The organism is Desulforamulus ruminis DSM 2154, assembly GCF_000215085.1.
GTDB classification, from domain to species: Bacteria; Bacillota; Desulfotomaculia; order Desulfotomaculales; family Desulfotomaculaceae; genus Desulfotomaculum; species Desulfotomaculum ruminis.
On the sequence record NC_015589.1, the window covers coordinates 439,480 to 452,939 of the forward strand.

Genomic DNA, 13,460 nt, shown 5'->3' on the forward strand with positions numbered 1-13,460 from the left:
TTTGGGCGAAGGAATGGTGATGTACTAAACTAAGCTCTGGAGAGGATGGGGATAAAGTGCGTGTTTTTTTGCGTCCTTTTTCACTGTCTGCACATTCTCTCCAGGGGCATTACAGGAGGGATTTTTTTGTGTTATTAAATATATACCAGCATGGTTGCAAATTTAGGAATTCCGGAAAAATATAAGAAAGGGAAGATTTTCTGGTAGATTGCTTGTTTACTACTATTGGGAAAATCAATAATTTATGAGTGAAAAAACAATATCAAATTTAGCTGTTCCAGCTCCATCCACCAGTATTTTTCAGAATCGATTCGTACAAAGGATTATGCTGTCCGCGGTTCTTCTGCAGACGGGTATATGGGTACGAAATTTTGCCATTCTTTTGTTTGTAATGGATAAAACCAACAATGATCCCTTTGCGGTTTCCCTTATCTCTGTGGTGGAGTTTGCCCCCATTTTCATATTTTCTTTTATCGGCGGAACCTTTGCGGATCGTTGGCGGCCCAAAAACACCATGGTCTGGTGTGATCTGTTAAGTGCGTTATCGGTGTTTGTGGTTCTGTTAACCATTATTTTTGGCAAATGGCAGGCCGTGTTCTTTGTTACTTTGCTATCGGCTATTTTCTCGCAGTTTTCACAGCCTTCGGCGATGAAGCTGTTTAAACGGCACCTTTCCGCGGACCAATTGCAGACCGGAATGGCCATGTTTCAAACCATTATGGCCATTTTTATGATTATTGGACCGGTGCTGGGAACCTTTGTTTACCAGACCTTTGGCATTCATTTTGCCATTGGTGTAATGGGATTGATGTTTCTGCTGTCGGCCGGGGCCTTGTTCTTCCTGCCCCCGGACCAAACAACCGAAAAGGAGGAGCAAACCACCGATGTCTGGCAGGAGATGTTGGCCGGCTTCCGGTATGTTTGGTCAAACAAAGTTTTAAAAACGGTAGGAGGAACCTTCGTTATCAGCGGCCTGGCAGTAGGAGTCATTCAGCCCCTCAGTATCTTTATCGTGCTGGAACGATTGGGCCTGCCCAAGGAAAACGTTCAGTGGCTTTTGATGGCCAACGGAGCGGCTATGCTTATTGGCGGGGGCATGGTGATGAAGCTTGCCGGCAAGATGAGTCCCCAAAAACTGTTGGCCATCGGCTTTTTTGCCAGCGCCCTTTCCGTGGGGGGAATCGGCCTGTCCACAGAATTTATCCTGACAGTGGCTTTTGAATTCCTTAACGGACTCTTTTTCCCCTGTATTTATACCGGCATCAATACACTGATTTTACAGACCTCGGAAGAGGCCTTTATCGGCCGGGTGAACGGGGTGTTAAGCCCGTTGTTTATGGGAGCCATGGTCATCATGATGAGTTTGGCAGGGTGGTTGAAATCACAGTTTTCACTGTTGATCATCTTTGAAACGGCAGCCTTGCTGTTTCTGGTGGGGATGTTGCTATTGGTGCCGATTTTTAATGCAAGCACCGTCAGAAAATAAAAGGATGAGGGTGGACGAATGGAAGATTCTAAAGGAACGCTGCCGGGTGGAAAGAAACGGAGTAAAGGGCAAGGGGTGTTGCTTTACCTGGAATCTTCCCTCAACGGTGTGATTTTATTATGGCTGGCGGACCTGCTGCTGGGACACCTGCCAAAGATGTTACAATATAAAACCATGCTGCTGCCTTATCCGGTAACCGCGGACCTCTTAGCAGAAGCACTGCTGATCATTCTGTTGGCCATCGGTATTACTTACTACATTAGAAAAAATCGTTCGGTACTGTCCACCGGAAAAAACTCGTCCAGAAAAATGTGGATATGGTTGGGAATGATCATGGGAGTTCTTTTGCTATCACTGATTCCGGTGACAAATGATCTTGCTGCTTATATCCTATTTACCGCGAAAATCCACCATATAGCAGGCGGGCTGGCAGCCATGATGATCCTGGTGTGGGCAATGCAGATTCTGACTAACAGGCATTCCTAAGCTTGTGCATAAATCTTTGTCACCCAAACAAAGGAATGTGACAAAATTGCTTTTTAAAAGCAGACAAAGAACCGGCAGATAACACACCGAACCACCGGGCTTAATAGAAATAGAACACGGATTATACAGATTTCTACGGATTTACACGGATTAAATATTTTTAAATTAAAATCCGTGTAAATCCGTATCATCCATTAAATCCGTGTTCTATTATCTTTTATTTTTGAAATGCATTAAGTATTGCGGGATTTTTTACATCAGCTTCTTTGTAAGGTCAAGACAAAATCGCTGTCCTGTTCCCCCAGCAAAACCCCGCAGCCTAAACTCTCCGCCATCCGGGTCACATTTTCCACAGCCACTTTGTTATCCACCAGCACCGCAACCTCTTGAACGTCCCCATCCTGCAGAACCTGTCTGGTCAGGAGCACCGGTTCAGGACAAGAGAGTCCCCTGGCATCCACAACTCTTTTCATTTTTTACTTCACCCCCAAGCTTAAATTTACAGACTACTAGGCCAATGCCCAGGGTAAAGAGAAGACCGAGAAGAACGGCAACCTGTCCCCCCGGAGGAACGCCCGTAGGGCTTGCGGCCAGACCGAAGTTGTGTGCAAAGGCTGCTCCGGCAATTAAACCAAGTACTGTGATAACCGCATCCGTATTGCCTTCAGAGGCGGCCACCAACTGCCGCAGAGGGCACCCGCCTAAAAGAACGGCGGTTAAACCCGCCAGCAGCATGCCCATAAAATTCCACAGGCCGTCCGTATGAGCCAGAGGCTGCCCGGCAAAGCCAAGTTTAAAGCTTCCCACCAGCAGATTGCCCAACAGGGCAGCAACGAAAACCGCTAAAAAACCATACAATAAATGATAGTCTTTAAAGAAGATGGCGTCCCGAATGCCGCCGGCCATACAAAGTCTGGAACGCTGGGCCAATACCCCGATGATTACGCCGGCTCCCAGGGACAGGAACAAGGGTGCATGCAGGGAACCGGGACCGGTTTCACTGGCCAAAATGAAAGGGGGAGCAATGAGTGCTGCGGCCAACAAGCCAAGCATAAAGAGAGGAAAAACAGAGCCGTTGGCTGACGATACTTTCGCTGCCCGGCCCAAAGAAAAGCCTTTCTTGAGAAACTGAGTACCTAAAATAATGCCGGCGACCAGGCCCACCAAGCCCACACCGGCGTTCAAATCACCACCGGCCAGGCGTAAAACGGTGCGTACAGGGCAGCCAAGAAATACCAGCATACCGATCATGCCCACAAAACCCAAGGCAAATCGTAGCAGAGGGCTGGAGCCGCCGGTGGTTCGGAATTCCCTGGTGAGCAGGGCGGTAAGGGTAGCCCCCAGGCTAAGGCCAATAATTTCCGGCCGCAGGTACTGAGCAACCGGCGCCCGGTGTAGCCCCAGAGCACCGGTGATATCCCTTAGCATGCAGGCAATACAAACGCCGTAATTCCCCGGATTGCCCATTAAAACAAGAAAAACGGCCAACGCCCCCAGGGTTAGTCCGCTTAAAATGATTAAAGCGTGTTTTTGCATTGGAATCTCCTCCTTTGTAACCACTACCAAAAAGACGGGAAACAGGGTTTTAATCATCACCTCCATTTTATAGCGTTGCAGAAGTCGGACTCCTGCCCGTGATTTAGCCCCCTTGTGGGTTGCGGACCACAAGGAGACAACGATGTATGACTATTGCAAATATTATATATATTTAGATCATTATCCTTCATACTAGTTATGAATAATTTTCATATTGGTCCCATTCAGCATAACTTATTGGAATAAATTGAAAAATAGTTGGTTTTGGATCTGAATTTAATTTTTTCGCTGCCCGGCAATAACCTTAGAATAAAGGAAAGACTATTTTCAGTGAAATCATTTAGATATATTTGAGATAGGTCCTTAACATCTCATAAATTGCCCGGGGGTTTCCGGCACAGAGGAGAGAAAACTCCACGGCAAATAAATAACCGCATTGCCGGCAAAGACCGTCAATTTCCACACAGCGGCCGCAAAGATATCGTTGCTTGTTTTCCGACACCACACATTGGTGGCAGGGGCGGGACCAGTGGTTTTCGAGATAAGTATCCAGGGCGGAGGGGAGGTTGAAAATGGGCATCCCTTTAACGATCATTTTTTTGATGGCAGCAACGGCCACTCTTTTTTCCTCCGCATCAAGGGTAAGGGATTCCGTGCCCGGATAAGGAGTATGAAAATTAAATGAGATGGAACGAAGATGAGGATGTTCTTTCGCCTGCTGACAAACCTCCTCAATATGACGGTAATTCAATTTGTTCACCGCCATATAGATGCAGATATTACAGTTTTCAGCCCGGTTTAAATTCCGCATGATTTGATCATAGGTGTCCCCCCTGATTAAATTGTGAGACTCCCTATTGCCGTCAAGGCTTAGGAACAGCACGTCGGCTTCGGGGATATTGAGCTCCAGGGTTCCGTTGGTAACGAGATTCACCAGGTAAAACCCCATCTTTTTGGCCTCTTTCATTAAGTCCCGGATGTTTTTTCCTCCATCCTGCCAAAGGAGTGTTTCGCCGCCGCAAAAGAAAAGAATGCGAACGCCTTCCCGGTAGAAAGCCTGCATTTCTGCCAGTACATCCCGATAAGAAAGCATGCGGCCGGTGATGTTGTTGACCGCGCAGTGCCGGCAGCTTAAATTGCAGGAATCCGTTAAAATAATGGTTGCTAGAATGGGTTTCTTTTGCCTAAATAAAATGGTTTTGAATCCGAAAAAAGCCAGGGATAAAAAGTGTCTGCTTTTCATAGTCTTTCCTCAAATTTTTATTTCATCAATCCAGGGATGCTTCATGGATTGCTCCCATAAATGATTTAAATAATGCAGGGAATATTGTTTTTCCACATAATGATAAGCCCATCTTCCCCAGTCAGTTAATAGGATTTGGGAGCCTTGTTTTTTGGTTATCCCAAGCATTCTCAAGAGACGGAATAAAAGCTTAAATTCCTGTTCCGGGTCTTTATTAAATCGGGTTTGAAAGGTCCGGGCATCAATCATCCCGTCGTAACATCTCCAAAAAATCCAGAAAATCATTTGCTCCCTGGCACTCAGGGTACTGACCAGATTAATGGGCATTCTCTTTTCTTTTAAAGCCCGGATATATTCGTCCACATCAAAGGTATTAAGATAAAAATAATTTCCAAACAGGGAAGTGGCCCCAGCCCCAAAACCCACAAAGCTTTCCCTGGTTACCGAGGTATAGCGGCTATGCGGGTTCTTTCCGTAAGTCCACACGGAACTTCTTTGATATCCATGCTCTGTGGATATTTTATCAATGAGTTTTAGGATGCGGCCCTCCTGAAGCTCATTAAACCGGCTGAAGCCCCTTTGCTCGATCTGTTGACCCAGATTGGTCATGGGGAAAAGGATGAGCGGATAGATGGAAAGCTGGTCTATTTTATAAGCATAAATCTTTTTTAAATCGCAGCGGATGTCTTCCAGGGTCTGCCCGGGCAAATTAGTCATCAGATCAATATCCACACATTTGAAATGATATTTCTGAACCGTTGCTAAAACTTGCTCGATGTGCCGGGAACCATAATTTCTTCCTAAAAATTTGAGTATTTGATCGTTAAAGGTCTGCACGCCCAGACTGATCAGATTGACGCCCAAATCCTGCAGTTCCTCAAATAACTTTTCATTGGCCTGGTTGGGGTGAATCTCAATACCAATATCTCCTGCAAAGCCATAACGTTCTCTGATAAAATCAAGGACTTCACGGAGTTCAGGCAATAAAAGGGTCGGTGTGCCGCCGCCAATGTAAATGGAAGAGATCCTTTTGCTGTTCATATATTTTTCATACAGTATCAGCTCCTGAAGCAGAGCTGTTTTATATTTTTGGGCCTGGTCCGCATTGTAAAGGACTTTATTGTAAGGACAATAGGGACAAAGGGTTTTACAAAAGGGAATGTGGAGATAGATGCCGGTTTCTGCATCCATGGCCTGGAACTGAACCAAACCTTCTTGATAGCCTTTGAATAAAAATTGATCTTTTTTTCCGATCATTCTACGAAACAGCCTGGTAATCAAGTTTTATCCTCCGCCTTATGTAGTTCCTTTAATCTTTTCTGTACATATTCCAGATCAAAGGAAGAACAGATTCTTCTTTCTTGTGAGTCCAGAATTCGATAATGCTGGCTGATAATATTTTGTTGAATTTTATAGGGACCCCTTTGCTCCAGGTCCTTCCACCAGACTTTACCGCCCAGGGTGCGTTCATAATGATCCTCATAGTGATTAAAAGCCAGGGAAAGCACAAGGTCCTGGGGATTTCCACCCAAGGCCAATTGGATCATTTCACTATCCTTAAATAATAAGGCCACCAGGGCGGCTCCGGTCCAGCCTAAACTGGATCTGCCTTTTTCGATTTGGACCAGCGTCTTCTTGGACAAACCAATCATTTCAGCCATTTTATCCTGGGTAAAATCCATCTCGTTCCTAATTAACTTGAGCTTTGCATCCATGATTTTAACAAAGGCGTCCCGGTTCATAAAAATCATCCTTATTTACAATATTAGTGTAATATTACACTTTTAAAACCATCTTGTAAATCCCTTTAAGAAAAATTGCAATAGGGAGAAATTAAAAGACCATAATTTCAAAAATAAAAAATAATAGAACGCGGATTTAACGGATTATATGGATTTGCGCGGATCTTAATTTAAAGATTATTAATCCGCGTGAATCCGTGGAAATCCGTATAATCCGCGTTCTATTCTACGGTTGTTCGTTGTGTTATCTGCCAGAGCAATTTAAAGTATTTACCGCGCTCCCTTTACTTTGCTTCAAGAAGTTTCAAAATGATTTCGTTGGTCAGGTTTGGTACGACTTCCAGAGAGAAGGACATTTCCATTCGTTCATATTTTTTATGAGCGTCATATCCGTAGGGACCGATATTAATGACCGGTACATTAATGTCCCGGATATCCTGGTATTCCACATAGTGTTTGCTGCCCCAGGCAGGATTGTTGCTGCACACGGCCCGGATTCCTTCTTCGTCGTCGCTCAAAGCCACAAAGCTCATATCTGAAATATAGGGAAAGAAATTGCGAATGACAATGTTGTGCCGGTAATGGGGTTGCACCAGCTCCAAAGCCTGTTCCATGGCCGCCATCAGATTTTTCTCCCGCTCATTTTTGCCGGTCACCTCAATCCTGGGGGAATAAAGGGAGGAGTAAAACAAAATGATGGCCGGGCTTTTATCTTTCATCCACTGCCAGGCTTCTTCCACCACCTTGGCCGCAAACATGCGGGTATCCAGGGTTTGATCCAAAAGCAGCCGGTTTTTAAAGTCCTGCATATGCTGCTCATAGGCCGGACCGTGTTCGGAGACTAATAATCCTTCAAATTCCTCAAAGGTATAAACTCTGGGCTCCCAGGGCACCTCGTGATAGGGTTCGCCGCTCATCCGGCAGTAGGTCCGGTGCCGGACTTTAAAGGCGGACAAGGCTTGTTCAAAGGCGGCCAGGGCCTGATCCTTTAATTTAGCCAGTACGTCCTTGGGCGACCAGGAGTGGATAAAAAAGTTATAATAAACATAGGCTGCCAAAGCTGTTTGCACGGTATAGGCCGGCTTTAAATCGGTCTGCTTCAGGGAGACCGGAGGCGCCGGCGTTTCCCCGTAGGCCTCGTTGCACAGCTCCGGATTGTAATTGATCTGCCGGGTTAATTCCGCGGCAATGAAATTGGGGTCCAGTCCCTCGAAGCAGGATCCCACATGGGTTTCAGACCCGGTAATAAAGAAAGAGGGCAGCAGCTTGCCCACGGTTCCTTTGTAGATATAGCGGTTTTCATCGCCCTGGAAACGGGGAGCCACAAAGTCGGAGCAAATGGCGGCCTGATAATCAAAGCCGTATTTCTTTTGCCAGTCTTTTAAATTTTTCAAGGCGGATAAAATGCCGTGGGAACTGTCTTCCTCGTCACATTCACCCACAAATACCAGATTGCCGGACAGCTCTTCCGGATGTTCCGAATAATATTTCAGGAGGTAGAGATGGCTGGCCACGCCGCCCTTCATATCCAATACACCACGGCCGAACAGCCATTCACCGGAGGTTAGATGCTGCCGCACCAATTCCGGCAGTTTTTCTTTTTCCAGGGCAGCCATCAAGGCGTCCGGATCGCAGGCCACTTCCTTCAGGTGGCTGTAATCCTCAATGCCCACGGTATCAATATGCCCCATCAAAATAACGGTTTTATTGCTGATCTGCTTGGTGCCCCGGACAAAGGCCAGGACGTTGTAACGCTCCAGCTCGTCTCCTACCGTTGGCGCCAACAGCACCTGGGCGGGATTCTTTGTAAAGTAAGGCAGGGAAGAGATCCGTTGAAACAAACTTTGGGCCATGGCTTTTTCGCCGGGTGTGTTGACAATACTGGGCACTTGTGTCAGGGTTTTGGTTAAAAAAAGGACATCTTCACGGCAGGTTAACATGAGCTGAATCTCCTTTTATATAGTTGAATTTAGCGGGTTATTTTAAGGGTCTTCTTAACCATATATCAGAAAGCAATGTCACCCGTCAAGAAGAAGTTAACAAATGGATAAAAACCAACTTGAATAATGTCTAATTTTCCACTATACTAACATTTAATTAAATAAAAATTCCTCATCGATTCGGTGGGGTAGAGGTTGCGGCTTGTATCAGTAGCCTGTGGGAGATGTGGAGACATCGCAGAAAACAGGGGAAAGGATAAGCTGCCGAAATTGCCGTGTTTCTCCGGACCGGCAGTTGGGTCTGTTTCCGAACAGGGGCAGAACTGTCACGGTTACTTGCCATTGACCGTGGAGCGCTATCTTCAGTGAAGATATATTGGGTGAGGGTGTTTTTGTAACACCGGTCCGGTCTAGGCGGTGTTTTTTTATTTATTCGGTTTGAATAAACCGATATTGGCTAACGAAGCAATGAAGAGGAGAGGGATTTAATGAAAAAAGTTTTTGCACTTATTTTGATCATGGCCTTTTTAGGCCTGTCCGGCTGTGGATCCAACCCCGAGAAAGCCAAAGGGGATCAAGGGGAAGCCAAATCAGAGGCGAAAATGCAACTGGTGGAGGAAGGCAAATTAACCTTTGCCATGAGCGGATTATACAAACCTTTAAATTATAAGCAAGACGGCAAGCTGGTAGGGTTTGATGTGGAAATCGGCACCGAAATCGCCAAACGCCTGGGTCTGGAAGCCAATCCCGTAACCAACCCCTGGGAAACCATTCTGCAAGGATTAAAAGGTAAAAAATATGACGCCATCATCGGCAGCATGTCCATAACGGAAGAGCGTGCCCAACAGGTGGATTTTACTATTCCCTATTATATTGAAGGAGCCCAGATTTTTGTGGCGGAGGGCAACCAGGACATAAAGACGCCCGAGGACCTGAAAGGACGCACCATCGGCGTGATTCAGTCCAGTGTATGGAAGAGCCTGGCGGAAGGTTATTCGGATAAAATCAAAAGCTATCCCAGCGATGTGTACGCGTTGCAGGATTTACCCTCCGGGCGACTTGAGGCCGTAATTACCGACAGCATTGTAGGAGCCTATGCCATTAAAGAAAACAATTTAAAACTAAAACCCGTCGGCTCTATTTTAAATAAGGACGAGGTGGCTGTGGCGGTGAATAAAGATAATCCCGAGCTGACGAAAAAAATTAGTGAAGCCATTCAAGCCATGGTGGAAGACGGTACCTACGAACAAATCAGTACGAAATGGTTTGGTTATAACACCCTTAAAGAATAAATTTTGGTGCGCCCTTTTCAGGCGCACTCTTCGTTCACGGAGGGAACAAAGGTGAGTGTTCTGGAAAATATCATCAGTATTTTTAACGCCCATGGTTTTGCTTTCCTGCTGGCCACCAGGATAACCGTATCCATTACCGCCCTGTCCCTGATTTTTGCAACCCTGATTGGGCTGGTCTTTGCCTTCTTTAAAATATCCCACAATAAATTTCTCAATCGGCTGGCGGACCTGTACATTGGTCTGATCCGGGGAACACCCCTGATTGTTCAGATTATGTTTCTTTATTACGGCATATCCAGCGTGATTGTTTTAAGCAGCTTTACAGCCGGGGCCATGGCACTGGGAATTCACTCCGGGGCTTATATTGCGGAAATCTTCCGGGGAGCCATTCAATCCATTCACCGGGGGCAGATGGAGGCGGCCCGTTCCCTGGGGATGTCCAACGCCCTGGCCATGCGCAGGATTATTTTTCCGCAGGCGCTGAAAAGGGCCATTCCGCCGCTGGGGAATCAGTTTATCATCGGCTTGAAGGATTCCTCCCTGGTGGCCTACATTGCGGTTACAGATTTATTTAACACCGCCTTATCGGTTCAGGGGGAAAATTACATGCCCTTTGAAACCTATTTTGTGGTAGGGATTTACTACCTGATTCTGGTGCTTCTGTTTACCGTGCTGCTCAATAAACTGGAAGCCCGCCTTGGCGGGGGCGGAATTAAAGGAATGAAGATCGCATGATTAAAGTTAAAAATTTACAGAAAGCCTACGGGGATCTGCAGGTTTTAAAGGGCATTGATCTGGAAGTAAAAATGAGCGAAGTGGTAGTGTTAATCGGTTCCAGCGGTTCCGGAAAAAGCACACTGCTGCGCTGCCTTAATTTTTTGGAAATGGCCGACAGCGGAGAGATCAGCATTAACAACCAATTCATTGTTCCCGCCCGGACGGACTTAAATAAAGTTCGGGAACGGGTGGGCATGGTTTTTCAGCATTTTAACCTTTTTCCGCATATGAATGTGTTGGAAAACTTAATGGAAGCGCCGGTTCAGGTTAAAAGAAAACCCAAAGAGGAAGCCCGTAAAAGGGCCATGGATTTGTTGCGCAAGGTGGATCTGGAGGAAAAATTTCACTGCTACCCGGAAGAACTGTCCGGGGGCCAAAAGCAGCGTGTGGCCATTGCCAGGGCCCTGGCCATGGAACCGGAGATTATGCTTTTTGACGAGCCCACTTCCGCCCTGGACCCGGAACTGGTGGGCGAGGTGCTGCAGGTTATGAAAGATTTGGCCCGGGAAGGAATGACCATGGTGGTGGTAACCCATGAAATGGGTTTTGCCAGAGAAGTGGGGGACCGCATCGTTATGCTCTCGGAGGGACAAATTATTGAGCAAGGCCACCCGTCGGAATTCTTTGCCAATCCAAAGCATGAACGGACCCGCCGGTTTCTAAATCAGATTCTTGTATAAATCAACTTAAAAAGAACCTTTGCCGACCCCCTGATTGGGGGTTATTCTTTTAAAGTAAGAAACGGCGGCCTGGAGAGGATGGGTATCCTTTGGCCGCTGCTCCTTTGTGATATAATAATAGGGAATGCAGAGCAACACCTAAACTGACTATTTTATTGGGGTGTGAAGTATGTTTGGCAGGCGTGTGCTGCTGGCAGATCCCGATCCGGATTCCAGAAAAAAGCTGAAGGATTTATTGCAACAGCATGATTATCTTGTTGTTGCGGAAACGGAAACCGGTATGAGTACGCTGCAAGTGGCTTTTCAAAATACACCGGATATTATCCTGATGGAGGGAGATCTGCCTGGTAGTAAAGGCCTGGAGATCGCCAGAAAAATTGATGAGCACCGCCTGGCCCCGGTGGTTTTAATAACTTCCCAGACCCACCGGGAATTGCTGGAAGAGGCCAAGGTATCTTCAGTACTTGGTTTTTTAGTGAAACCGGTGGATGACATGAACCTGGTGCCTACCCTGGAAATGGCTTTGGCAACCTTTAAAAGGTTGGTAAGAATGGAGAACGAAAATAAGAAATTAAAAAAGGAGCTTAGGGAGAATCAATTGATTGAGCAGGCTAAAGGTTTGTTGATGGATAAAAAAGGATTCAATGAACAAAAGGCCCATCGTTATCTGCAGAAGTTGAGCATGGACCGCTGTTGTTCACTGGTTAAAGTAGCCCAACTGGTCATTACTTCATTGACCCGGCAGGAAAATCATTGAGCCTGCTTGATATGTATACAGTATATCAAAGGTCCTGAGATTGACTTAAATAGTACCGGCAGGTATATTACATAGTAATAAGTAAATACATTGAGGGGCAAAGGCGTTCCAACCGGACCTTTAGCGAAGAGAAAGGTCTGGTTGGACTTTTTTATTTTGTATAAACAACCCCAAGGAGGAAATAAAATGCAGCCCTTAACGGCCCGGGAAGTGATGGAAAAGGCACAGGAATGCCACGTAAAATTTGTACGACTGCAATTTACCGACATTCAGGGTTCTTTTAAAAATGTTGCTGTCACGGTGGAAGAACTGGAAAGGGCCCTGCAGGCAAAGATCAGCATGGACAGTGCGGTGCTGGAAGGCCAATACGGAGTGCGGCAAAGGGATGTTTTTTTAAAACCGGACCCCAGCACCTTTGAGGTTTTCCCCTGGCGCCCCCGGGAAGGAGCGGTGGCCCGGTTAATCTGCGATGTTGTGGATGCCGCCGGAAATGCTTATCCCGGTTGTGTCCGTAGTAAGTTAAAAGATTCTCTGGCCCGACTGGAAAAAAACCATTTTGAACTGACGGTGGGGGCGGAAATTGAATTTTTCCTTTTCCAAACCGATCCCCAGGGGCATCCCATTCCCTGTACCCACGATAATGCCGGACTTTGCGATTTGTCTCCGGCGGATTTAGGGGAGAACGCCCGGCGGGATATGGTGTTGACCTTGGAAGAGATGGGTTTTCAGGTTGTGTCCAGCCATCACGAAAGTGCTCCGGGGCAGCACGAGATTGTATTGAGAGAAGAGGATCCCCTGGGCATGGCGGATAAAATCGCCACGTTTAAATTTGTAGTGCGGACCATTGCTCAGCGGCATGGACTGCACGCATCCTTTATGCCGAAGCCTTTGGCTGAACACAATGGTTCCGGTATGGCGCTAAACCTTTGCCTGTGGCAGGAGGGAAACAATGCCTTGGCTGATGAAACAGGTCCCTGCGGTCTCAGCGCCCAGGCAGGAAGCTTCATTGCAGGAATCACCGGCCATGCTTCGGCTCTGACCGCAATCGTCAATCCCCTGGTGAACTCTTATAAACGCCTGGGATGTTCCCATTTAGACCGGGTCTTGAAGGGCTGGTCCGAAGGCAACCGCAATTCCATGATCCGGGTGCCGGGCCAGAGAGGGAACGATACCCGGATTGTTTTAAGAAATCCCGATGCCACCTGCAATCCCTATTTAGCCCTGAATCTCATCATGCAAACCGGCCTCCGGGGCATTGAACAGGGCCTGCCGCTCCCCACCTCCCTGGATCAGGATGTTGTTGACCGCCGGGTACCCGGCAACTTAGGAGAAGCCCTGGCAGCCCTCCTGCAGGACCAGTACATCAAAGAGGCCTTGGGCGAGGTTATCTTTGAACGCTATGTGGATTATAAGAAGCGGGAATGGGATGAATTTCATAACTATCTGCATCCTTGGGAACTGGATAAATATCTAACGAATTATTAAAAAGTTTTCTTCACCGGTTAATTCGGTAAGAAATTC

General features: G+C 46.8%; 13 protein-coding genes and 1 riboswitch. Of the genes, 7 read left to right on the plus strand and 6 right to left on the minus strand.

Annotation, left to right across the window (positions count from 1 at the left end; translation table 11 throughout):
- The first annotated feature begins 244 nt into the window (after positions 1 to 244).
- Together DESRU_RS02220 and DESRU_RS02225 are read left to right on the plus strand one after the other, a co-directional pair.
- On the plus strand, positions 245 to 1,486 hold the full coding sequence (locus tag DESRU_RS02220; protein ID WP_013840497.1) for an MFS transporter: 1,242 nt from the start codon (positions 245 to 247) through the stop codon (positions 1,484 to 1,486).
- A gap of 18 nt (positions 1,487 to 1,504) precedes the next feature.
- Entirely contained in the window at positions 1,505 to 1,972 is a 468-nt protein-coding gene (locus DESRU_RS02225; RefSeq protein ID WP_013840498.1) for a hypothetical protein, read from the plus strand.
- 257 nt (positions 1,973 to 2,229) lie between these two features.
- On the opposite strand, the gene DESRU_RS02230 is transcribed toward DESRU_RS02225, so the two are convergent.
- The 6 genes from DESRU_RS02230 to DESRU_RS02255 form a co-directional block, all read right to left on the minus strand.
- A complete protein-coding gene (locus tag DESRU_RS02230) occupies positions 2,230 to 2,445 on the minus strand; it encodes a sulfurtransferase TusA family protein (protein ID WP_013840499.1) in 216 nt (71 codons plus the stop codon).
- Positions 2,405 to 3,508: a YedE family putative selenium transporter gene (gene yedE, locus DESRU_RS02235; RefSeq protein ID WP_013840500.1), complete on the minus strand. Its 1,104-nt coding sequence runs from the start codon at positions 3,506 to 3,508 to the stop codon at positions 2,405 to 2,407. Before yedE ends, DESRU_RS02230 begins: the two co-directional genes overlap by 41 nt.
- 340 nt (positions 3,509 to 3,848) lie before the next feature.
- The gene (locus DESRU_RS02240) at positions 3,849 to 4,751 is read right to left on the minus strand and encodes a radical SAM protein (RefSeq protein WP_013840501.1); all 903 of its coding nucleotides are present in this window, start codon (positions 4,749 to 4,751) and stop codon (positions 3,849 to 3,851) included.
- 9 nt (positions 4,752 to 4,760) lie between these two features.
- Complete coding sequence (locus DESRU_RS02245; protein WP_013840502.1) at positions 4,761 to 6,032, minus strand: coproporphyrinogen-III oxidase family protein; 1,272 nt, start codon at positions 6,030 to 6,032, stop codon at positions 4,761 to 4,763.
- Entirely contained in the window at positions 6,029 to 6,493 is a 465-nt protein-coding gene (locus DESRU_RS02250; RefSeq protein WP_013840503.1) for a helix-turn-helix transcriptional regulator, read from the minus strand. The genes DESRU_RS02245 and DESRU_RS02250 overlap by 4 nt, the downstream gene beginning before the upstream one ends.
- A gap of 284 nt (positions 6,494 to 6,777) precedes the next feature.
- Positions 6,778 to 8,433 (minus strand): M20/M25/M40 family metallo-hydrolase, encoded by a 1,656-nt coding sequence (locus DESRU_RS02255; protein ID WP_013840504.1) that lies wholly within the window; start codon positions 8,431 to 8,433, stop codon positions 6,778 to 6,780.
- 181 nt (positions 8,434 to 8,614) lie between these two features.
- A riboswitch (Lysine riboswitch) is annotated at positions 8,615 to 8,800 on the plus strand.
- Between the two features lie 121 nt (positions 8,801 to 8,921).
- Here DESRU_RS02255 and DESRU_RS02260 point away from each other — a divergent pair.
- The 5 genes from DESRU_RS02260 to DESRU_RS02280 all read left to right on the plus strand — a co-directional run bounded on the left by DESRU_RS02260 (position 8,922) and on the right by DESRU_RS02280 (position 13,424).
- Positions 8,922 to 9,725: an ABC transporter substrate-binding protein gene (locus DESRU_RS02260; RefSeq protein ID WP_013840505.1), complete on the plus strand. Its 804-nt coding sequence runs from the start codon at positions 8,922 to 8,924 to the stop codon at positions 9,723 to 9,725.
- A gap of 51 nt (positions 9,726 to 9,776) precedes the next feature.
- Positions 9,777 to 10,460 carry an amino acid ABC transporter permease gene (locus tag DESRU_RS02265; RefSeq protein ID WP_013840506.1) on the plus strand — a complete coding sequence of 228 codons (684 nt, stop codon included), beginning with the start codon at positions 9,777 to 9,779 and terminating at the stop codon, positions 10,458 to 10,460.
- On the plus strand, positions 10,457 to 11,182 hold the full coding sequence (locus DESRU_RS02270) for an amino acid ABC transporter ATP-binding protein (RefSeq protein WP_013840507.1): 726 nt from the start codon (positions 10,457 to 10,459) through the stop codon (positions 11,180 to 11,182). The genes DESRU_RS02265 and DESRU_RS02270 overlap by 4 nt, the downstream gene beginning before the upstream one ends.
- A 169-nt stretch (positions 11,183 to 11,351) precedes the next feature.
- Positions 11,352 to 11,939 carry an ANTAR domain-containing response regulator gene (locus DESRU_RS02275; RefSeq protein ID WP_013840508.1) on the plus strand — a complete coding sequence of 196 codons (588 nt, stop codon included), beginning with the start codon at positions 11,352 to 11,354 and terminating at the stop codon, positions 11,937 to 11,939.
- A 186-nt stretch (positions 11,940 to 12,125) separates the two neighbouring features.
- On the plus strand, positions 12,126 to 13,424 hold the full coding sequence (locus DESRU_RS02280) for a glutamine synthetase family protein (protein ID WP_013840509.1): 1,299 nt from the start codon (positions 12,126 to 12,128) through the stop codon (positions 13,422 to 13,424).
- Positions 13,425 to 13,460 lie beyond the last annotated feature (36 nt).